The 22,408-nt window shown below is 60.1% G+C and carries 17 protein-coding genes and 1 tRNA gene; 2 read left to right on the forward strand and 16 right to left on the reverse strand.

The features are described 5' to 3' along the window. Window positions 1–175 precede the first annotated feature (175 nt). The 16 genes from H8B14_RS13485 to H8B14_RS13560 all read right to left on the reverse strand — a co-directional run bounded on the left by H8B14_RS13485 (window position 176) and on the right by H8B14_RS13560 (window position 19,637). The gene (locus H8B14_RS13485) at window positions 176–1,258 is read right to left on the reverse strand and encodes a tartrate dehydrogenase (RefSeq protein WP_187316162.1); all 1,083 of its coding nucleotides are present in this window, start codon (window positions 1,256–1,258) and stop codon (window positions 176–178) included. A 13-nt stretch (window positions 1,259–1,271) separates the two neighbouring features. After that, the gene (locus tag H8B14_RS13490) at window positions 1,272–2,579 is read right to left on the reverse strand and encodes a cation:dicarboxylate symporter family transporter (RefSeq protein WP_187316163.1); all 1,308 of its coding nucleotides are present in this window, start codon (window positions 2,577–2,579) and stop codon (window positions 1,272–1,274) included. 262 nt (window positions 2,580–2,841) lie between these two features. Continuing rightward, window positions 2,842–3,753 carry an AEC family transporter gene (locus tag H8B14_RS13495; RefSeq protein WP_187316164.1) on the reverse strand — a complete coding sequence of 304 codons (912 nt, stop codon included), beginning with the start codon at window positions 3,751–3,753 and terminating at the stop codon, window positions 2,842–2,844. Window positions 3,754–3,884: 131 nt separating this feature from the next. Further along, complete coding sequence (locus H8B14_RS13500) at window positions 3,885–6,770, reverse strand: TonB-dependent receptor (RefSeq protein WP_187316165.1); 2,886 nt, start codon at window positions 6,768–6,770, stop codon at window positions 3,885–3,887. A 125-nt stretch (window positions 6,771–6,895) separates the two neighbouring features. Beyond that, window positions 6,896–8,254 carry an MFS transporter gene (locus H8B14_RS13505; RefSeq protein ID WP_187316166.1) on the reverse strand — a complete coding sequence of 453 codons (1,359 nt, stop codon included), beginning with the start codon at window positions 8,252–8,254 and terminating at the stop codon, window positions 6,896–6,898. A gap of 159 nt (window positions 8,255–8,413) precedes the next feature. Further along, a complete protein-coding gene (locus tag H8B14_RS21360) occupies window positions 8,414–9,688 on the reverse strand; it encodes a sensor histidine kinase (protein ID WP_187316167.1) in 1,275 nt (424 codons plus the stop codon). Continuing rightward, a complete protein-coding gene (locus H8B14_RS13515) occupies window positions 9,688–10,371 on the reverse strand; it encodes a response regulator transcription factor (protein ID WP_187316168.1) in 684 nt (227 codons plus the stop codon). The genes H8B14_RS21360 and H8B14_RS13515 overlap by 1 nt, the downstream gene beginning before the upstream one ends. Before the next feature lie 313 nt (window positions 10,372–10,684). After that, window positions 10,685–11,245 (reverse strand): hypothetical protein, encoded by a 561-nt coding sequence (locus tag H8B14_RS13520; protein ID WP_187316169.1) that lies wholly within the window; start codon window positions 11,243–11,245, stop codon window positions 10,685–10,687. Between the two features lie 256 nt (window positions 11,246–11,501). Then, window positions 11,502–11,589: transfer RNA gene (locus tag H8B14_RS13525), tRNA-Ser, on the reverse strand. Between the two features lie 117 nt (window positions 11,590–11,706). Beyond that, window positions 11,707–12,372, reverse strand: a complete 666-nt coding sequence (locus tag H8B14_RS13530; RefSeq protein ID WP_187316170.1) for a hypothetical protein — start codon at window positions 12,370–12,372, stop codon at window positions 11,707–11,709. A 145-nt stretch (window positions 12,373–12,517) separates the two neighbouring features. Continuing rightward, a complete protein-coding gene (locus H8B14_RS13535) occupies window positions 12,518–13,567 on the reverse strand; it encodes an asparaginase (protein ID WP_261990014.1) in 1,050 nt (349 codons plus the stop codon). Between the two features lie 145 nt (window positions 13,568–13,712). Then, complete coding sequence (locus tag H8B14_RS13540; protein ID WP_187316172.1) at window positions 13,713–14,480, reverse strand: TatD family hydrolase; 768 nt, start codon at window positions 14,478–14,480, stop codon at window positions 13,713–13,715. 270 nt (window positions 14,481–14,750) lie between these two features. Next, window positions 14,751–15,851 (reverse strand): glycosyltransferase, encoded by a 1,101-nt coding sequence (locus H8B14_RS13545; RefSeq protein WP_187316173.1) that lies wholly within the window; start codon window positions 15,849–15,851, stop codon window positions 14,751–14,753. A gap of 157 nt (window positions 15,852–16,008) precedes the next feature. Next, window positions 16,009–16,620 (reverse strand): polysaccharide deacetylase family protein, encoded by a 612-nt coding sequence (locus H8B14_RS13550; RefSeq protein WP_261990015.1) that lies wholly within the window; start codon window positions 16,618–16,620, stop codon window positions 16,009–16,011. 167 nt (window positions 16,621–16,787) lie between these two features. Then, a complete protein-coding gene (locus tag H8B14_RS13555) occupies window positions 16,788–17,918 on the reverse strand; it encodes a glycosyltransferase family 4 protein (protein WP_187316175.1) in 1,131 nt (376 codons plus the stop codon). Window positions 17,919–18,101: 183 nt separating this feature from the next. Further along, entirely contained in the window at window positions 18,102–19,637 is a 1,536-nt protein-coding gene (locus H8B14_RS13560; RefSeq protein WP_187316176.1) for an oligosaccharide flippase family protein, read from the reverse strand. 99 nt (window positions 19,638–19,736) lie between these two features. On the opposite strand from H8B14_RS13560, the gene H8B14_RS13565 reads away from it, so the two are divergent. After that, the gene (locus H8B14_RS13565; RefSeq protein ID WP_187316177.1) at window positions 19,737–20,804 is read left to right on the forward strand and encodes a GumC domain-containing protein; all 1,068 of its coding nucleotides are present in this window, start codon (window positions 19,737–19,739) and stop codon (window positions 20,802–20,804) included. 108 nt (window positions 20,805–20,912) lie between these two features. Next, entirely contained in the window at window positions 20,913–22,367 is a 1,455-nt protein-coding gene (locus H8B14_RS13570) for an O-antigen ligase family protein (protein ID WP_187316178.1), read from the forward strand. Window positions 22,368–22,408 lie beyond the last annotated feature (41 nt).

Below are 22,408 nucleotides of genomic sequence, written 5' to 3' on the forward strand. Positions count from 1 at the left end.
GGTGGAGAACAGAAAGGGCCGGAAAGAAGCCTTAGCCCAGGTTAAATGGCTGTTCTATATACATATTGTCCAACCGCCAGGTTCACTTACACGCAATACTCTGTGTTAGTAGCTCGCCCTGTTACAGTTGCGCTTACAAGGCCAGCGTGCAGGCAGGGCCTGACCTGCCGCACACTCAGGCAAACGCGGCTTCAAGAGCCCGGCACACAGCGGCTGTCATATCGGTGGTAGAGCTGCTTCCGCCCAAGTCGGGCGTACGGATGCGCTGCTCCCGCAAAACCGTTTCAATAGCCGCCATGAGTTGAGCGGCCAGCTCTGTTTCACCCAGAAACGCGAGCATCATCTGCACCGACCAGATGCTGGCAATCGGGTTGGCTACGTTTTTTCCTACCAGACTAAAAGCGGAGCCGTGAATAGCCTGAAACAGACTGGGATACTGGCGCTCGGGGTTCAGGTTGGCGCTGGGAGCCAGCCCGATACTGCCCGTCAGGGCCGCGCCCAGGTCGCTCAGGATGTCGCCGAACAGGTTGGACGCCACAAACACGCCGACTGACTCCGGCTGCGTCACCATGCGGGCCGTCATGGAATCTACCAGCTGCTGGTCGGTGGCTACGCCGGGGTAGTGGGTTGCCACCTGCTGAAACACCTCGTCCCAGAACACCATGTTGTATTGCATGCTGTTGGACTTGGTGACGTTGGTTACGAGCGGGTAGCCGTGCTGCCTGGCGTAGTTGAAGGCAAAATGCATCACCCGCTCCGTGATGCTGCGCGTGAATACGGTTGTCTGGAGGGCCACTTCCCGCGCCTTGCCCTGGTGCACCCGGCCGCCCACGCCGGCATACTCGCCTTCGGAGTTTTCGCGGATGCACACCATATCTATTGGGTGCTGCGCCGCATTGCGCAGGGGGCTGGCTACGCCCGGCAGCAGGCGCATAGGCCGCAGGTTCACGTACTGGTCGAAGCCCTGGCGGATGGCCAGCAGCAAGCCCCACAGCGTGATGTGGTCGGGAATATCGGGGCTGCCAACAGGTCCCATCAGAATAGCATCGAAGCCACCCGCTTCCAGCTGCTGCAGGCCATCGGGGGGCATCATGGCACCGGTTTGGTGGTAGTAGGCTGAGTTCCAGCTGAACTCCCGGCACTCGAAGCGCACCCCGGCGTGCAGCTGCTCCAGCTGGCGGAGCACCTGCCGGCTGGCGCCAATCACCTCGGGGCCAATGCCATCGGCGGGAAAAACAGCGAGGTGGATATGCTTCATAGCAAAATGGGGCCTACCGCTTCGGCATTTCTTCGCGCGACGTAGCTGGCTCCACCGGCAGGTTCGGCAACGACGGGCTGTACTGCTCAACTGCCTCTTCTACCGTGGATACCGTGGTTTTGCCGCCCAGCATCCGTGCCACCTGGGCGTGGTCGAGGGCGCCTTCGTTGTGAGCCAGGAAGATGGTAGCCACGCCGTTGCCGATAAAGTTGGTGATGCTGCGCGCCTCCGACATAAACCGGTCGACGCCCAGCAGCAGCGCCAGCCCCTCCACCGGAATCACCTTCACGGCCGTGAGCGTACTGGCCAGCACCACAAACCCAGAGCCCGTGACACCGGCCGCACCTTTGCTGGTCACCATCAGAATCCCGATGATGGTCAGCATCTGGGAGCCAGTCAGCTCCACGTTGAACACCTGCGCCAGAAACAGCGTGGCCAGCGACAGGTAGATGGTGGTGCCATCGAGGTTGAAGGAGTAGCCGGCCGGCACCACCAGCCCCACTACGGGCTTGGCGCAGCCTAGGCGTTCCAGCTTTTCCATGAGCCCTGGCAAGCCTGCTTCCGAAGAGGAAGTGCCCAATACAATCAGCAGCTCCTCTTTGATGTAGCCCAAAAACGACAGGATGCTTACGCGGCAGTAGCGCAGAATGGAGCCCAGCACCAGAAACACAAACAAGGCGCAGGTGGTGTACACCGTAAACATCAGCTTGATCAGGGGCAGCAGCGTGGCAATACCGTATTTGCCGATAGTGAAGGCCATGCCGCCAAACGCACCGATGGGCGCAAAAATCATGACCAGATGCAAGCCTTTGAACACGTATTTCGACAGCCAGTTTAGTTGGTCGATGATGGGCTGGCGGCCGGAGTAGCGGCTCAAAACCATGCCCAGCACAATGGACACCAGCAGCACCTGCAGCGTGAGGTTGTCGGCCAGAAAGTGCAGCCACGAAAACTCGCCGGCCCGCTGCGTGAATTCGCCCACCGCCTGGCCGTTGAGGTTGTCGGTGGCCACGCCGGCACCCGGCTGCACCACATAGGCCACACCTATCCCGATAAGCAGCGCCAGCGTGGTTACCACCTCGAAGTATAGCAGCGCCTTGCCCCCAATGCGGCCCACCTTTTTCAGGTCGCCCATGCTGCTGATGCCCAGCGTGATGGTGAGGAAGATAATCGGGTTGATGAAGACCTTCACGACGTTGATGAACGACTTGCCCAGCACGTCCATCTGCACGGCCGTGGCGGGCGCGAAGTGGCCCAGCAAGGCGCCCGCCACAATGGCGGTCAGCACCCAGAACGTCAGATTAGTGAATACTTTTTTCATACAATCGGGAAAGTTGGCTGGCGTGCAAAGAGCAGCGCAAGCACAGATAGGCAATAGCCAACGAAATCAGTGGAATCTGCGTGCGTGAGGATAGCCCGGTGGCCCAGGCCTTTGTAACCTGTTTACAAAACGGAGGGCAATTGGCCCGATGTAGAGACGCAATACTTTGCGTTTCGTCGCTGAACGATTTCCACGCCAGCAGACGCAAAGTATTGCGTCTCTACATCGGGCTGGCAACTCACCAGCTGGCACAACCAGCTTATCAGGCGCTGGTCAGCCACCAGCCCAGCAAGGCCAGCCAAGGCAACGACAGCGGAATCCCCAGCCCCACCATCTGCGCGGCCAGTGGCGGATTCAGTCCGTACCGGTCGGCCACCACAGCGGCTGTGTTCATCGGGCCGATGGCGGCGCCCAGCACGCAGAGGTCTACCACACGCCCCGGCTGCTGCACCACGGCGTGGTAAAGGCCATAGATAAGCAGTGGCGCCAGCACCAGCTTGTAGGACAGCCCCAGCAGCAGGGCCTGTCCGTGGGCCCGGGGCACCGCCAGATTCATTTGCAGCCCTACCGAGAGCAGCGCCATAACGGCGAAGGGCGCGCTAAGCTTTTCCAGCACGTCGCGCACCAGCGCCGGATGCTGGTAGCCCAGCGCATTGGCTACCATAGCCAGCACAAACGCCAGAAACGGCGGAAACCGCAGCACGTTGCCCAGCATGGCCCGCCACGAAGGCTCGGCAGCCCCGTACCAGGAAGCCACGGCCACGCCCAGCGTGACGCCAATCAGAAACGAGCCCACCTGGCTCATCATAATTCCCAGCTCCAGCCCTTCCCGGCCATACAGCAGCTCGAAGATCGGGAAGCCAACAAACGAAGTGCTGCTGATGCCGGCCGTCAGAATCAAGGCCCCCACGGTGCCCCGCGAGAATTGAAGCCACCGGCCGACGACGCTGAAAAACAGGTAGCTCACGCCAAAGATAAGCCACGGAGCCAGCACTGGCAGCAGAAAATGCTGGTCGAGGTGTGCTACGGATAGGTGCAGAAACGTCAGGGCCGGCATAAATACCAGCACCAGCAGCTGATTCAGCACGGCGGGCGTGCTGGCCGGCACCAGCTGCCAGCGCCGCAGCAACGCTCCTACCGCCAGGCACAAGAGCAGCAAAACCAGGTTTGTCATGAAAGGGGTCTTGGGGGCTTAGGGTCTTGGGGGCTTGGATGCAGTTCCAAGGTCGATTAGGGTTGAATCCGTCAAAACAGAAATCCAAGACCCTGAGCCCCTAAGACCCCAAGCCCCCAACCTCCAAGCCTCTAAAACGTCAGCGTTACGTTGGTGTAGTAGTAGGCCCCGTTGAAGCCAAACTGCGCCACGTTGCGGGAATACGGAATTTCGCCGTTGGAGTAGCTGGCGAAACGGCTGGAATCCACTTTGTCGGGATACACGTTGGTGATGTTGTTGGCGCCCAGCGTAATGGACACCACTTTGGCCGGGTTGTACACCAGCGCCAGGTCAAACAGGGTTTTGCCCTTGAACTCCTGGCTGATGTGCCGCGGGTTGGGAATGGCTGTGGTGGCCGTGGGCTTTTCAAAGGCCGTCACGGCGCCGAAGTACGAGGCGCGGGGCGTCACGCTGAACTTGCCGATCTGGTAGGTTGCCGACAGCAGAATCTTCTGCCGCGGCTGGGCCCGCTCAATCAGCCCGATGCTCACGGTGTCAATTAGCAGGATGCGGTTGGCGGTACCGGCCTGCAGGGCCGCGGGCGTGTCGCGCGTGTTTTCAATGTTGGTGGCGTTGAAGGTCAGGGCCAGGCTGGCAGTGAGGCGGCTGGCGTCGGTCAGCTCGGTTTTGTAGGTGGTTACCAGATCAATGCCGCGGGTGCGGGTATCAATGGCGTTGGTGAAGAAGCGGATTTCACTGATGCCGTCGAAAGCGGGAGTTTGCAGCGCTTTGATGCCCGTGTTGCCCGAGCCCTTAATCAGCCGCTCACTGTTGATGATTCGGTCCCGAATGTCGATCTGGTAGGCATCCAGCGTGAACAGCAGGTTTTCGCCGACCTTGGCCGCCACACCCAGGCTGTAGTTCCAGGAAGTTTCGGCCTTGGGGTCCTGCACGCCCAGCGGTACCAGGCGGGGGTCGTCGTTGCGCAACTGTTTGGTTTGCACAATGGCGCCGCTTTGCACCGTGGAGGTACTCACGCTGTTGAAGGTTTGCTGCAGCGATGGCGCCCGGAAGCCGCGGTTGACGGAGCCGCGCAAAGAAATGCCTTCGGTCACTTTAAAGCGCGAAGCAAACTTGCCCGATATGTTGCTGCCGAAGTCGGAGTATTTCTCGTAGCGCAGGGCCGTAGTCAGCAGCAGGCGCGCCGTAATGTCACTTTCCACATCCACATACACGCCCACGTTGGAGCGGGTGGTGTTGGTTTCATCCTCGGGCGCAATGCCGGGCCGGCCGCTGGAGCCGGGAGCCTTGGCTGTGCGCGCGGGCGTAACGCCTGGCGCAGTACCGATTGCCAGGGGCCCCACAAAATACGACTCGGGGCTGCCGCGCTCCAGCTGAAACCGGTCGACCCGGAACTGGCTGCCCAGGGCGAGGTTAAACGACTTGGTGCCGAAGAGGCCTTCGTAGTTGCGCGACACGTTCACCTCGGTTGTGCTCTGCCCGAAAGCGCTGCGCCCCACGTAGAAATCAGTGGGCGAATCGGCGCCCATCGACGGGTTGGCAGTTTTGTTGGCGTTCAGATCGAGGTAGTTGTAGCCGTAGCCGGTGCTGAAGTCGAGGTTCCAGCCGCCAGCCAGCTTGCGGCTCACGCCCACCACGCCGGAGTAGTCGTCGCTGCGGCCCGGCAACTCGGGCAGGTAGCCGTCGGGGTGAATGGGGCTGTAGTTGACGTTGGCCGGCTGCGCGTTGCGGAAGAAACCGTAGGCCAAAATGTTCTTGCGCGAAAACCCACCAAAGCTGTACACCGACCAGCCGCTGCCGCCCACCGGCACGCCCAGGTTGAAAAAGCCCTGGTAGATGTCGGCCTGGTTGCTGCCATACACGCCCACTTTGAAAGGCTGCCCTACTTGCGGATAAATGTTGCCCCGCTCGGCGCGCCGGGCATTTTCGTTGGCTATCTGGGTGGCACTGGGCTGCGCGGGCAAGGCCGGGAAAGCCGTGTAGATGCCGCCCACGTAGTCGTCGGAGCGGTTGGTTTGCTCCTGCCGCTGGTATTGCAGGGTCAGGTTGAGGTAGCCGGGGTTGGTTTTGCCCAGCTTTACGCCGTAGTTGGCGCCGGCCAGGTACTGGGCGCCGTCGCCTTCCTGCGTGATGCCAAACTGCGTTCTGACGGTAGCCACACCGGTGCTTTTGTTGAGGCCCAGGTTGATAACCCCGGCAATGGCATCCGAGCCATATTGGGCGGCGGCGCCGTCGCGCAGCACCTCAATCCGCTCAATAGCCAACGAAGGCACGGCGTTCAAATCGGTTACTACGGTGCCGGCACCCACGGTTACGTTCAGGTTCAAAGCCGAAAACTGGTGGCGGCGCTTGCCATCCACGAGCACCAGCACCTGGTCGGGCGAGAGGCCGCGCAGCGTAGCCGGGTCGGCGTAGTTGGCTACTCCGTTTACCCCGGTTTTGGCAGAATTGAACGAGGGCGAGTTGAACTGCACCTGCTGACCCAGATCAGTCTGCCCGGTCAGCTGCAGCTCTTTGGCGTTGAGCACATCCACCGGCGAGGGGCGCTCCACGTCGGTGCGGGGCAGGCCGCGCGAGCCTACCACCATCACCTCACTCAGGTCGGTGGTACTGGTTTCCAGGCGCACCTCCAGCGAAGTGCGCTGCCCCACGGCAATTTGCTGGCTTTTGAAGCCAATGGCCGATACCACCAGCGTGGCGCCGGGCTTCACCGTGAGCGTGAAGCGCCCATCGGCGTCGGTGCTGGTGCCGTTGGTGGTGCCCTGCTCCACGATGGTAGCACCCGGAATGGCCTCGCCGCCCGGCGCACCCGTTATTCTTCCCTTCACAACTCCGTCGGCCACGCGCGGGGCGCCGGGAGTTGGGTTGAGCACCGTTTCCAGCAAAGCCGCCGCCGGCCGCACCGTGCCGGCGCCCCGGCTGGCTTCTGCCGCCCCCGGCAAGGCCAGCAGCAGCAACAACACCTGCCCGGGCAGCAATGGCCGGCACCGGGGAACTGAAAGTAAACGAGTCTTCATGTAGTGGTGGGAATGGGGGTTGAACAGGTAGGGGAACAAAGAAAAAAGCACGGCGCACTACAGGAAGCGCCATACGCCGGCGCACCAGCTGCCGTCAGCAATGCAGAGCACGAGCAACGTCTCCGTCAGGGAGCTTCGCTCAGGTCCTGGTCGTGGAAGGAAGTAACCCGGGTTTCAGCCATCAGCAGCGCCACCAGCAGCGAAATTCCGATGCAGCCCGAGACATACCAGTAGAAGTACGACTCGTGGTGCAGCCCCTTGCACCAGAGGGCAATGTATTCGGCGGTGCCGCCAAACACGGCTACCGTCAGGGCGTGCGGCAGGCCAATACCCAGGGCCCGGATTTCCACCGGAAATAGCTCAGACTTCACCACGGCACTGATGCTGGTGTAGCCGCTCACTGCAACGGAGGCCAGTAATAGCAGCCCCAGGGCCTGCCACGGAGTGGTGGTATGGCTCAGGGCCGTCAGGAGCGGCACACTGCCCATTGTGCCCAGCACTCCAAACCCGATTAGCAGCGGCCGCCGACCAATCCGGTCGGAGAGGCTGCCAAATACCGGCTGCATAGCCGCAAACCCCAGCAATGCCAGAAAGCAGGTGTTGGTGGCGGCGGCCTTGGTCATGTGGGCCGTGTTCACCAGAAACTTCAGCATGTAGGTGGTGAGAGTATAAAACGCCAGTGTGCCACCCAGCGTCAGGCCCACCACTTTCAGCACGGCGCCCGGGTAGCGCCGCAGCACTTTCAGGCTGCCGCGCAGTTCCTCGGTCTTCACTTTCTGCCGCTCGAAGGCTGCCGTTTCGTCGAGGTTCTGGCGCAGATACAGCGCCACCACCGACAGCAATGCCCCAATCACGAACGGAATCCGCCAGCCCCAGGCCAGTAGTTCTGCTTCCGTGAGCAGCACTTTCAGCAGCACCAGCTGAATGCCCAGCGCCAGCAGTTGCGCCGCAATAAGAGTGAAATACAAAAAGCTGGAATAGAAGCCGCGGCGACTCCGGGACGCCATTTCACTCAGGTAGGCCGCCGAAACGCCGTACTCTCCGCCCACGCTCAAGCCCTGCAGCAGGCGCGCCGTGAGCAGCAGAATCGGCGCCACGATGCCTACAGTCTGGTACGTAGGTGTCAGGGCAATCAGCAACGAGCCCAGCGACATCAGCAGCACCGACAGCGTCATGGACTGCTTGCGGCCTACTTTGTCGGCAATGCGGCCAAACATCCAGCCCCCGATGGGGCGCATCAGGAAGCCCAGCGCGAAAATACCGGCCGTTTGCAGCAGCTGGGCGGTGGTATCGTCGGAAGGAAAGAAGGAAGCCGAGAAGTACAGCGAAAACGACGAGAAGGCATACCAGTCGTACCACTCCACGAGGTTGCCCACGGAGCCACTGAAAATAGCTTTCAGGCGACGGCGCGAAACATTTTCCGGCCCGGCAAGCTGGCGCCGGGCAGAGTCGAAAGTAGGAGCAACAGAAACGAAAGCAGCCACAACTCAGGGAAATCAGGAGGGATACTTGCCGCGCCAGTTTGTGAGTAGTCACTTACTAGTTAGCACGCTTCAAATGAGCAACCTGATTTTGAGGAAATTTCAAAGAAATGTTAAGGTCAGTCTGAAATTTGCCTGCCAACTCCTTTTTTGCAGCCCTTCTTACTCCCGCACTGCGGCAAACACCACCCGAATACAATGCCAGCCCTCGGCGTAGGTGTACTCGACGCGGTGATGGTACAGCTCACTTATCCGCTTAACAATAGCCAGGCCGATGCCAATGGAATCCAGCGCAGCATTGCCCTTGCGGAAGCGGCCGAACAGTTCCCCAACCGGCACGGAGGGCGCGTGGCCAGTGTTGTGCAGCGCCAGCTCGGTAGGCGTAAGCACCACCCGGATTTCGCCGCCGGGCAGGTTATGGCGAATGGCGTTGCTGAACAGATTGTTGAGCAGCAACTGGGCCAAGGACTCATCCAGGGGCACATGCACGCCGGGGGCAATATCCTGCACGGTGTGCAGGCTTTTCATTTCGGCCAGATCAGCAAAAGCTGCTTCGGTGGCGGGCACCAGCCGGCTCAGGTTGGTGAGCGGCGCGGGCTCCGACTCAAAGTGCTCCAGCTTGGCCAGCAGCGTCAGGGCCTGATTGATTTTGGCCAGCCGTTCCAGCTCGTCGTGCATGGTGGTCAGCATCAGCAGCTGCTTTTCGCTCAGCTCGGAGTCCATGAGCAGTTCGAGTTTGGCTTTCATGCTGGCAATGGGCGTCTGCAACTCATGCGAGGCATTTTCCGAGAATTCCTTGAGGCCCTGATAGTCGCTCTGGGCGCGGCTGGTCATTTGCATCAGGAAGTCATTGAGCACGTTGAACTCCTTGGTGCGGCTGGGCTGCAGGCCGATGGTGGTTTTCTGGCTGAGGTGAAACCGCTCGATGCTCAGCAGAATGGCGTTGAAGGGCTTCAAAATATACCATGAAATGACCTCACTGAGAATTACCACCAGTGCCAGCAGAAACACAAACGTCCAGGCAAACACCAGCACAATGCCTGTCAGGTACTCATCGCTGGGCATCACCACCACGGCCCGGCTGGTGATGGCATAGCGCTGCCGCTGCACGCGGGCGTAGGTGGTGAGGCGCACTACATTCACAGCCGACTGCAGCGTGGGGTCCCACTCCTGCTGCACCTGCACCAGTTGGGCATGGGCCACAGTATCGGTGGCCGCAAGCAGACGGATGCGCACGCTGGCTCGTGCCGGATGGCCACTGTAGTCGCGGCCGCTGCGCAGTTGGGCGGCCACTACCTCGTTGAGGTGGCGCAGCTTGCCGATGGTGGTTTGGGTGACGCTGCGTGACATGGCCCCGTACACGATGGCAAACCCAACGGACAGCACGAACAGCGTGATAACCGCATAGGCCAGCGTGTAGCGGTGGTTGAGTTTCACTACTCAGCTACGTTTAGCTTGTAGCCCAGCCCATACACCGTGCTGATGTAGTCCTGGCCGCCGACATCCGTAATTTTCTTGCGCAGGTTTTTCACGTGCTGGTACACAAAGTCCACGCTGTCAAGGTTATCGGTGTAGTCGCCCCAGAGGTGGGCTGCAATGGCCTGACGGGTCAGCATGCGGCCTTTATTGTTGATGAAGTACAGCAGCAGATTGGTTTCCTTGCGCGTCAGGTTCAGCAGCTTGCCTTTCACGCGGCACTCCATCGAGTCGAGGTCGGCAGTGAGGTCCTGGAAGGTGAGGATGTTGCTGTTTTTGTGCGGGCTGCGGCGGCGCATGATGGCCTTGATGCGGGCGTGCAGCTCGGGCAGCGGAAACGGCTTGGTGATGTAGTCGTCGGCGCCTTCGCTGAGACCGGTGAGCTTGAAATCCAGCGCATTTTGGGCCGAAATGATAATCACGCTGCTTTCGACGCCGTCTTTGCGCAGCAGCTTGAGCAGGTTGATGCCATTGCCATCGGGCAGCATAATATCCAGCAGCACACAGTCGTAGGTGAACAAAATCAGCTTTTCGCGGGCCTCATCAAAGGTAGCCGCCACCTCGCACAGGTAGTGCTCCTGCGTGAGGTACGTGACAATGCTTTTTGCCAGCTCCGGGTGGTCTTCTATCAGCAGGATTTTCATAACAGGCTATAGGGCGCTGGCAAGATGACTAAAAGTAATCAGAAGCTGTTCAGGTTGGCTACACGTACTGCTCTTACTACCTATGCCCTTGCGAAGCCCCTACGTACCGGCTCCGACACACATTTCTGCATCGGAAATAACACCCATTAAAATAGCATATAGCGGAGAAATAAAATCTAATTTATATGTCAAAAACGGGATTTATTGCAAATAATTACTAAAAAAGAATGTCGTTTTGAAGAGCTATAACATACTGGATGTAATCCGAAACTGTGTGAAGCCAGCGACACCTAGCAACTTTTATATGATTGATTTAGTGCCTCTGGTTTGTATTAAGTTTCAAGCTGATTGACTTGAAAAAGGCATTGCGATTCTCTTTATTACTTTTCCCTTCTACATTAAAAGGCTCAAAGTGAAAAGCGTAGGCAATTTTGCCAACCAGCAGCATTCTCACATGCTGAGTTGCAGGCTGCTTTTGACCGGCTACAGGCACCTTATAGGCAAGCTCTATTCCCTCCACACCATTTACAGAAAAGGCAGATTTCTTCAACAGTTCTGCTTCAGAGCCTGCGAGCCAGCCTACTGGAGCTGCCTGATAATACTCTTTTCTTCCCACTGCCGTCAGGTAGTTATCTGACTCATGAGTCATATCATCCCGGATAATTATATATCTACCAACGTTATCCTCTACAGCAGACATACGCATATGTTGCTCAAAATCAACCTCTTTAGTATTAACCTCTTTGGTTGCTGGTGTGTTAGGCAGCTGTACTTGCAACTGGTCATCTACGGAGAAAGCAACCCATGAACTATCAATGAACGAGCTTACAATAAGTAGCAGCGAGAACCAGTATAAGGTGTATCGTTTTTTCATCCCGTTAAATTATGGCAAGTTGTTCATAGAATCGACATTGGCCCTTTTCTAAAAATAAAGAGGGCCGCTGCGTCAACTGACACTGTGGCTTTTTGTTGGTTGGTAGCAACTGGCAACTACTTATTTGGTAAGCAGATCAAGCTAACCAACTGACGCAAAAGTGCGTGCATCATAGCTAGGGCGCGTACCCTGAAAATAAGGTGTGTACCTCAGGAAAATAAAAACCCCGTTTCTGAATCAGAAACGGGGTTTATTGTAGAGAGGATGGGATTCGAACCCACGATGAGCTTTAGACCCATACACACTTTCCAGGCGTGCTCCTTCAACCACTCGGACACCTCTCTGGGTGCGGTTAGGTGGCGCAAAATAACACCCGTTTTTCCGGATACGCAAGCCAGGCCCGCAAATCGTGGGCTAATTAGAAGGCAGCAGTGCACTGCAGCAACAGATGGGGCACGCTGCTACTCTGCACTTGGGCGCGGTTGAAAGGCGTAGCTCACGCCAAGACTTGCGCCGCCCCCGGGCACTATTCCCCACAGGCTGATAGGCGGAATCTGCAGGTTTTTGTTGGCCACCAGCTGCGCATTGACTGCCATATGCGGGCCTACCAGGTAACGCAGGCTAACTCCCCCCACCAAGTGCGGCGCACTGGCCTGAATCGGCTGATATACATACGTATCGGTGCCGGCAGCGGAAGTACGGCGGATGATGTCCTGTTCGCGCCCATGCACCGCGGCTATGCCTAACAGCCAGTCGAACTGCAGGGGCATTTGCGGATGGCTACGGCTGAATCGTGCCAGTAGCGTGACACTGGTACTACGCGTTTTGGTCTGGTTGAGAAAGGTGTAATTCTCGCCATTAACCATTGAGTTGTACTGCTCCTCATCAGTTTCCCGTCCATGCTGCAGCTCCACTTGTAGCGCCACCCGCGGCTTTACCTGGTAGCCAACCATCAGGTTCGCCGGACGCAGCCGGGAATAGGGCCGATTGATGGAATAGTAGGAATGCGCTGCCGCGCCAACCCCCACGTACCATTGCATGGTGGCAGCAGGAACCGCCGCTTCCTGCCCTTGGGCCGTGGCGCCATGCAGCAGCAATAGGGCCAGCACTGGTAACAAATGTTTCATAGTGTATTTCAGTAAGAGATTAGCAATAACAATTGACACGCAACAATATACACGGATTCATCACACAATCAGCAAAACCCAAGCACATATAACAATAGCGTAATACTCTTCCCCTGCCACCGGGCAGCGCAACCCGGCTTAATACTTAACCGAGCGTGATTTCGCCGCGCAAATCATGCGTAAGCAGGCGGCGGGTTTCGGCCGCTGGCTGCCCCAGGCCCAGCACAAACATGAGCTTAGTGATGGCCGCCTCCAGCGTGATGTCGTCGCCGCCGAGCACGCCCAGGTCGGTGAGGTAGGCGCTGGTTTCGTAGCGGCCCTGCAGCACGCGGCCCTCCTCGCACTGGCTCACGTTGAGCAGATGCACACCCTGGTCGGTGGCGTCGCGCAGGCACTTCAAAAACCAGGGCGCAGTAGGGGCATTGCCGGAGCCATAGGTTTCGATGACCGCACCGCGCAGGCCGTCGGCTTCCAGCTGGGTGCGCACCATACGCTCCGTCAGGCCCGGAAACAGCGGTAGAATCGTGACGTGGTCGTTGAAGCGCTGGTGGGCGCGCAGGCGGGCGGCGGGCAGCAGCCGGATCTGCTCGTCGTAGAACTCCAGCTCGATGCCGGCGCGGGCCAGCGGCGGGTAGTTCTCGGAGCGGAAGGCGTTGTACTGCTGGCTTTCCACTTTCTTGGCCCGGTTGCCCCGGATCAGCACGTCGTTGAAAAACAGGCACACTTCCGGTACCCGCACCGTGCCAGCCACCGGGTGGCGGGCGGCGGCAAACTCCAGCGCCGTCACCAGGTTGCGGCGGGCATCAGTCCGGATGCCGCCCACGGGTACCTGCGCACCAGTAAACACCACCGTTTTGCCCAGGTTTTCCAGCAGAAAGCTCAGTGCCGCCGCCGAGTAGGCCATGGTATCGGTGCCGTGCAGCACCACGAAGCCGTCGTAGCGGGCGTAGTTTTCCTTGATGAGGGCCGCAATGCGCAGCCAGTCCTCGATGCTGACGTTGCTGGAATCTATCGGTTCGCCGAGACTCTGCACCTCCACCCGCATGTTGAGCTGGCGCAGCTCGGGCATCTTGCGCCGGATCTGGTCGAAGTTCATCGGCACCAGCTCGCCGCGATTGTTGTAGGCCATGCCGGCCGTACCGCCGGTATAAATAACGAGGACAGCAGTTTCAGGGCGGGAATCGAGAGCAGGCAAGGGCGGGCAGGATTGAGTTGGAGGCAGAAAGGTAGAAAGGAAGTAGCGCGAACTTTGTAGTTCGCGTCCCCGCGCCATCCGGAATCGTTGAAACGACGCGGAGACGCGAACTACAAAGTTCGCGCTACTGCTTGTCAGGCAGCTACTACAGCCGGAACAGCTGCCGGGCGTTGTGGGTGGTGGCTTCCACTACTTCGGATTCGGTTTTGCCGAGCAGTGTGGCGATGCGCCGGGCAATGAGGGGCAGGTAGGCGGGCTCGTTGCGCTTGCCGCGGTGCGGCATCGGGGCAAGGTAGGGGCAGTCGGTTTCGAGCAGCAGGTGCTCCAGCGCTATGCCGGGCAGCACCTTGTCGAGGCCGCCGTTTTTGAACGTGACCACACCCCCAATACCCAGCAGGAAGCCCAGCCGGATAGCTTCTTCGGCCTCAGCCGCGGTACCGGAAAAGCAGTGGTACACGCCGCGCAGCGTGCCATCCTGCCCGGCCTCGATGAGGTCGGTGGTTTCGCGGAAAGCTTCGCGGGTGTGCAGCACCAGCGGCAATTGGTGCTTTTTGGCCAGTTCAATCTGCACGCGCAACGCCTCCTGTTGGATGCCGAGGGTGGTCTTGTCCCAGTGCAGGTCGATGCCGCACTCCCCTACTGCCGCAAATGGGCGCCGGCCCAGCCAGTCTTCCACCTCGTACAGCTCCCGCTCGAAGTTTTTGGTCACGTGGCACGGGTGCAGGCCCATCATGGCGTGGCACTGCTGCGGAAAGCGGGCCTCCGTTTCCAGCATGGCGTCGATGCTTTCGTGGTCGATGTTGGGCATGACGATGGTTTGCACCCCGGCCTCAAAGGCGCGGTTGAGCATGTCGTCACGGTCGGGCTTGAACTGCTCGGAATAAACGTGGGCGTGCGAATCGGTGAAATGCATTGCTAGGGCTTAGGGCCTGGGGATTAGGAATTGGGGCTTGGTAGCGGGGTTGAAAACGGCACCGGCTTGGCGGGTGCAAGTTACGGCGGACCGGGCTCGGGGCGGCATCTGGCCAGCAAGTCAGCGTGCGGCAACCTGCCCAACGGCTAAAAGAGCCGCCGGACCGGAACTCCTCCCCAGCTCACCACACCCATCCACGCCCAAGGCACTGCGCAGCAAGTCTAAGTACTGTGCCCTAATCACTAGGCCCTATTTCCCAAGCTCTAAAACCTACCGATACTTTCTGCCCTTCCAGTCGAAGGAAAGCGGCAGCAGGCGAAATATGGCCAGGGCGGCGGTGAGGACAGGCGTGTAGAGCTCGAACAGCGGCAGCAGATGCAGCGGCGCACGACGGCCGGCGCGGCGGAAGCTGACGGCCGCCAGCACCCCTTGTAGCAGCATTTTGGCCAGCAAAACCAGACCCGCCGCCAGCGGACCGCCCAGCCAGCCCAGCGCCAGCAGCGCCGGATAGAAACCCGCGTAATAGAGCAGCCCACCTTTCAGCCACCACGGCAAACTCTCCACGCCGCGGCTCCAGCGGCGACGCTGGTGCAGCAACGCACCAAACGTGGGCATCGGCAAGCTCTCGGCCAGCACCTCGGGGCGAAACAGAATTCGGTAATGGAAACCATGCCGAAGCGTGGCGCGAAACAGCTCGAAGTCCTCGGTCACGGAAAACGGCAGCGCCTCGTAGCCGCCGGTGGCTTCATAAGCGGCGCGCGTCACCAGCATATTGTTGCCCATGGCCGTCACGGGCCTCCCCAGGTCGGATACCACCTGCACCAGCCCCAGCGAAATCAGCCAGTCGAGGCCCTGCAGCTTATCGAACAGGCGCGGGCCCTGCACCAGTGTAAGGCCCGTCACGGTGCCCACGCCCGGCTGCGTTTGGGCCAGCAGCGCCGAAACCCAGGTGTGGGGCACGGCAATATCGGCGTCGGTAATAAAGAAAAAGTCGGTGGTAGCAGCGCGGGTGAGGTGAGCCAGCACGTTGGCCTTGCCGCGGGCCGTGCCCAGCGTTTCTCGAATCGGCACCACCCGGAACGCGCCACCAAAACCCTGCATGGCCTGGCTGGCTGCCTCCGCGGTGCTGTCAGTGGAGCCGTCGTCGCCGAGCAGCACTTCCAGCAAGTGCGCCGGGTACTCCATCTGCCGGATGGCCTGTAGGCAGCGCCCAATGGCCGCCGCCTCGTTGCGGGCCGCAATCAGGACACTCACGCGCGGCAACGGCTCCGGCAACGGCCCCGGCTGACTGCCGCGCCGCACGGCCAGCAGCAGCGTGGACGTCGCCAGAATCAGAAACCAGCCGGCCAGAAAGAGCGTGAGGAAAAGCAAATTAATGTGCTGATTATTGATGTGTTAATGAGTTGCTCAGGACCGTCATGCAGAGCGCAGCGAAGCATCTCGCGTGCTGATGCTGGATCATTCTTACAACGTCAGCACGCGAGATGCTTCGCTGCGCTCTGCATGACGTCCTGATTTTGTTCTCATGCTACAACAGCTCAAACGAATACCCTTGTTCAGCGCAGCTCTCCAGGTAGCGGGGCAGCACGGCGCGCATGTTCTGGCGGGCCTTGTGGCTGTCGTGAAACACAACGATAGCGCCGGGGCGAGTGTGGGCCAAAGCGGCCCGCAGGCAGGTTTCGGGCGGGTAGGTGGCGTCGTAGTCGTAGGTGAGCAAATCCCACATGATGAGGCGGTAGTGGGGGTGCAGCGCGGCCGCCTGGGCGCGGGTAAGGCGGCCGTAGGGCGGGCGCAGCAGTGGCCGGGTTTCTGGCTGCGGTAGCAGCGCATCCAGCGCCTGCTGGCAGCGCGCCACTTCCTGCAGATACTGCGGCAGCGGCGTGCGCCAGCCACTCACGTGGTGGAAGGTGTGGTTGGCTAGCCGATGCCCGGCGGCCAGCACCTGCCGGGCAATGTCCGGGTGCTTCTCTAGGTTGTCGCCGACGCAGAAGAACGTGGCGCGGGCGCTGTAGCGGGCCAGCTGCTCCAGCACAAAGGGCGTTTCTTCGGGAATGGGTCCGTCGTCGAAGGTAAGGTAGAGTGGTTTCTCCCCTACCCGCACCGGCCCGCGCCACTCAGTGTGCGGCAGCCAGCGTTGCATGATTTCAGGGAGGCGGTGGACACGCATAGGCTTTCAATTAAAAATTGAAAATGGTGATAATTGAGGCTAACAATATCGGGAGTGATAGTAGGCCAATGTCCGCCTGTACTGGGTGCGTAATGATTTGCAGAAGACAATAGGCGCTCATCATTTTTAATTCTTAATTCTCAATTATTAATTGCCGCAAGCACCGCCTCCCACAGCACTTCGGCGCTGTGCTGCCAGGAGTAGCGGTTCACGTTTTGTAGGCCCTTTTCGATGAGTGAAGCGCGTAGTTCGGGCTCCTGCTGCAGGCGCACCAGCGCGTCGGCAATGGCGCTGAAATCCTGTGGGTTGGCGAGCAGGGCCGCGCCGCCGGCTACTTCAGGCATGGAACTGCAGTCGGAAGTCAGGACCGGGGAGGCGCAGGCCTGGGCCTCGATGATGGGAATGCCGAAGCCTTCGAGCAGCGGCACGTAGACGGTAGCGTAGGCGGCGGCGTAGAGCTGCACCAGCTCTTCTTCCGTCACGCGGCCGGTCAGATGCACATCGTGGCGAAACTGCAGCTGCTGGTATACATCGAACATGGGGCCGGCCTTCCAGGCTGTGCGACCCACGATAAGCAGCTTGGTAGCGGCGCCGGTACGCTGCTTGAACGCGTCGAAGGCCAGCAGCAGGTTCGTTAGGTTTTTGCGCGGGTGCAGGGCGCCCACAAACAGAAAGTAAGGGTTGCCGGCCGCGTACCGCTCCCGCGTGGTCGTCTGTACGGCCTGCGGCTGGGGCTGGAAGTGCGCATCTGCCGCGTTGCCGGCCACCCGGATTTTGCCGGGCGCCACGCCATACGTGCGCACCAGATCCTGCCGCGTAGCCTCCGACACGGCCACCAGCTGCGCCGAAGCGCGGGCAAAACGAGGCGCAAAAAACTGGTAGTACCGATGTTCCAGCCCGCTCATGTGCTCCGGAAAATGCTCGAAAGCCAGATCATGAAACACCGTGACGCGGGGCACGCTGGTAGCCAGCGTGGTATAGCCGTCGGGGCTGAGGAACACGGCCGGCCGGTGCCGCCGCAGCCACAGTGCCACGGCCCCCTCAAACCACGCCACCCACAGAAACGGGTGCCGCGCCGACGGCAGCAGCACATGCGGCACCACGTTGGGGCCCGTCAGGTAGCGCGCATCAAAAGCCCGATCGAACAGCAGGTGAAACGTATGCTCGGGGTGTGCCGCTACCAACTGCTTCAGCGTCTCGAACGTGAAACGCCCAATGCCCTCCAGCTGGCCGCCGGGCAACAGAAAGCGGGTGTTAACGGCGATGTGCAAGGTTGGGTGATGAGGTGACAGGTGACAGGTGACAGGTGACAGGTGACAAAGGTAGCTGTCATCCTGAGCAGAGCGAAGGAACTTATCACGTCAGAACGACTCAGCGAACCTCAGCGGGAACCTCGTCGAAATGACATGTGCCGGCGTGATAAGGTCCTTCGCAAGCTCAGCATGACAAGCGGTTCACCTCTTTAGCAGCTGCCGCAACTCGGCTACCTGCACAATACGGATCAGGAACAGGATGCCCACGAAGCTGAGGCCGGCCAGCACCGATTCCGGCAGCCAATGTAGGTGCAAACCCATCTGTAGGGCCGCCCACACACCGCACAGCAGCCCAAACGCCAGCGCCAGCCGCGCCAACCACGCCCACGGCACCGGCACGCCCGTCCGCCGATGCACCAGCCACAGGTAGCCCACCGACACAAACACGGCGCACACCAGCGTGTTGATGGCCCCAGCCACCGCCCCCAGCCGCGGCAGCAACACCAGGTTCAACCCTACGTTCAGCACAATGCTGAGTCCTACCAGCCAGCTTACCGGCCGCTCGTGGTTGGTGCTGGTGAGCAACGTGCTATAGATGGCAAAGAAAGCATGCACCAGCACGCTCACGAACAGAATCTTGAGACAGAGCGCCATACGGGCCACTTCCAGCGGGGTGCTGTGCGTGAACTGCCAGAATAGCACCTCACCCCGAAACAGCACGAAGCCGCAAATCAGCAGCATGGGCACCGTGACCACGCGCTGGCCAAACCAGAGCAGGTCTTTTTGCTCCTGCGGCCGGCCGGTGGCGTGGGCGAACTTGGCAAAAAACAGCGGCAGCACCGTCCAGAGGTACATCATCATGGTATCCAGCCAGCGGTAGGCAGCGGCGTAGTAGCTGGCTTCCTGCGCCGACACCAGCCGCTCCAGCATCAGCATATCAATCCGCTCATTCAGGCCATACACCAGCGTAATAAAGGCCAGCGGCAAACTGGCTTTGAGCACCGTGCGGGCCTGGCCCACCTGCAGCCGGAACCGCACCCGCCCATAGAGCCGCCCAATGACGCCGTAGAGCACCACAAATGTGAAGCCCACGGCCAGCGTGCGGGCGCTCACGTAGCGGTCCAGCGAAATACCGATGGGCACCAGCAGTAGCACTAGCCCCAGCAGCAGAAACTTTTCCAGCACCGACAGCAGCGCATCGGTATTGAAGCGTTGATGCGCCTGCAGCACGCCCCGCAAAAACAGCGTAAACTGCGCCAGCAGCAAGCCGCCCGCCGTGAGGCCGAGCAGCGTGAGCGTGTGGCCGCGGTAGCCCAGCAGCCAGCCAATGCCCAGCGTAGCCAGTAAAAACAGCCCCGACAGCCAGCCTTTCAGTGGGAGCAGCGTCGGGAAATACTCGGTCAGGAAGTTGGGATTAGCTGCCACCCGCTTGGTGGTCAGCTGCGTGGTGCCCAGGTCCGATACCTGCGCCACGATGGTAGCCAGCGTGAACAAGGCCGTAAACGTGCCGAACGCCGCGTGCCCCAGCCGGTCCTGCACCAGGTTTTCCACCACCACCCAGCCGGGCTTCACCAGCAGATTGAGCAGCACTACAAAGCTGATATTTCCGAAAAAGCGTTTGATAGAGGCTAGGAATAGAGGATGGGCCGCGAAAATACGATAGTCGGCGCAAGAACCCGCAGGCAGACGCTGGGCCGGGCGCATAGTTGGCAGCCCGCGGCCAGCATACTGGTCCATTCTTCCTACTTGATTCTTGCCCGATTGCACTAGCTTTGCTGCGTTGTGGTGGAGCCGAAGGACCGGCACCCCCGCAGTAGCTTGTCTTTTCGCTCCTCTATGTCATCCCGATCTTATTCGCTGCTGGGCCTGTGGCCGGTTATCAATCGTTGGAAGTATCTGGTGCTCGGGGCCGTGGCGCTGGCGCTGGTAGTTAGTGCAGTAGTGGCGCTGCTGATGCCCAATGTCTACAAGTCCACATCGGTTTTCTACCCCACCAACCCCAACACCACCGACCCCGACCGGATTGTGACGGAAGGCGGCAAGCTGGAGCTGGGCGGCCGCAACGAAGATCTGGACCGGGTTATCACCATCGGGCAGTCGCAGCCGGTGGCCGAGGGCATCATCCGGCGCTTTAAGCTGCACGAGCACTACAAAGTGGGCAAGCCCGGCGACGACATTGCCGACAACGCCGCGCTCAATGAATTCACCAGCAACCTCAACATCGTTCATAACGACCGGGACGCCATCGAGCTGACCTTTCTGGACACCGACAAGGTACTGGCGGCCCGGATCGTGAATGCTATGGTGCAGAGCATCGACTCCGTCAACCAGCAGCTCACGTTTGCCAACCGCCGCAAGGTGCTGGGCCTCTACGAGCAGCGCCGCAAGTTTCTGGAGCGCGAATACCAAAGCACCTACGACAGCCTGCTAACCGGCCGCCGCCGCTACGGCGTGTATGGCCTGGCCTTGGAATCCCGGTATCTGGCCAAGGAAATCATTGAAACTGAAAGCGCACTGCGGCGCGCCGAGGGTGAAGGCAACAGCAGCAAAGCCGCCGGTTTGCGCCGCGCCCTGCGTGCCCTCACTACCTCCGACGGTGGTAACATCTTCAATCTGGAAAGCTATTCGGCCGGCATCGACCGGATGAACACGCTCTACGCCCGCTTCAACGACGTGCAGGGCCGCCTGCTCAAGGCCCGCAGCGACTACGAATCGGCCAGTCTAAGCATCAGTGGCAAGATTTCCAGCATCTACGTGGTGCAGGAAGCCTACCCTGCCACCCGCAAGGCCGCGCCGGTGCGCTGGTTTATCGTGCTGTCGTCGGTGCTCGTGACGTTTGCCTTCTCCGTCATCTTCATCACGCTGCTGGAGCTCTACCGCGGCAATCTGTCGATCAAGAATTAGTTGTTAGGGCTTAGGCAATAGGGCCTGGGGCTTAGGTTATTTATCAGCTTAACCTCCAGTTAACAATCCCTATTCCCTAAGCCCTAGGCCCTATTGCCTAAGCCCTACATGAAACCCCTGTCTTCCCTGCGGCCGCAATTCACCGACCAGCGCCTTTTTATGGCGTTTGTGGGGCTGTTGCTGAGTTGTGGCACGGCGGCTATGCTGCGCTCGGCGGGGTGGCTGGCGCTTCCGGTGGCGGCGCTGGGCGTGGGCGTGCTGCTCGTAGATTGGCGCTGGGTGTACTACATTCTGCTGGCCACACTAGCCTTCTCGGTGGAAGTGGCGCTGCCCGGCGGCCTGAGCATGGACGTGCCTTCGGAGCCGCTGCTGCTGGTGCTGCTGGTTTGCTTTGTGGTGAGCATATTGCTGGGTGGTAGCCAGGTGCCGGCCCGCGTCTGGACGCACCCGCTGGTGGTGCTGATGGGGCTGGCGCTGCTGTGGTCGGTAGTGAGCACGGCGTTTTCGGTGAACACGCTCAAGTCGGTGAAGTACCTGCTGGCTAAGACGTGGTACATCGTGCCTTTTGTGTTTGTGACGCTGGCCGTGGTGCGCCGCGCCCAGGACATCTGGCGGCTGGTGGCGCTGTTTGCGGCGGGCGTGTGCGCCACCGTGGTGTACACCATGCTGCGCCACGCCGCCAAGGGCTTCGGCTTCGATTCTATTAACTGGGCCATTCAGCCGTTCTACCACAACCACGTGCTGTACGCCGCCACGGCCGCGCTGCTGGTGCCGCTGGCCTTCTATGCCGCCCGCGACGCTACTTCGCGCGGCGCGCGTTGGCTCTGGTACACAGTGGTGCTGATTGCCGTAGGTGGCGTGCTGCTCTCCTATACCCGCGCCTCCATGCTGTCATTAGTGGTGGCTGGGCTGTACTTCGGCATTATCCGGCTGCGCCTGACGCGGGTGGTGCTGGTGGTAGCCAGCGTGGGCACGTTGCTCACCACGGCCTATTTCGTGCGCGACAACACCTATATGCTGTACGCGCCGGAGTTCGAGAAAACCATCTTCAACGGCGGCAACTTCGAGAAGCACCTGGAGGCCACCTACAAGCTGCAGGACGTATCGGGCATGGAGCGGGTGTACCGCTGGGTGGCGGCGGCCCACATGATTGCCGACAAGCCCCTGACCGGCAGCGGCCCGTCCACGTTCTACCCCGAGTACAAGCGCTATACGGTGCGCAGCTTCCGCACCTACGTGAGCGACAACCCGGAAAAATCCACCACCCACAACTACTTCCTGCTGCAGCTGGCCGAGCAGGGCGTGCCGGGCTTTTTGCTGTTTGTGGCACTGGTATTCACGGCACTGCTGCTCGTGGAGCGCCTTTACCACCGCGCCCAGACCGCCCAGCACCGCCGCCTCGTGATGGCCGCCGGCCTGTCGTTGGTCATCACAGTGTTTCACCTGCTGCTCAACGAGTTGGTGGAGGTTGATAAGATTGGCTCCTTCTACTACATTTCGATGGCCATCCTGATCCGGGTGCAGCTGTGGGTAGAAGACGACGAGCAGGCCCGGGCCGCATAGTTGTTAGTTGTTCGTTTCTAGTTGTCGGTGAAAAGAACTTG

Source organism: Hymenobacter puniceus, from assembly GCF_014333525.1.
Lineage (GTDB): Bacteria > Bacteroidota > Bacteroidia > Cytophagales > Hymenobacteraceae > Hymenobacter.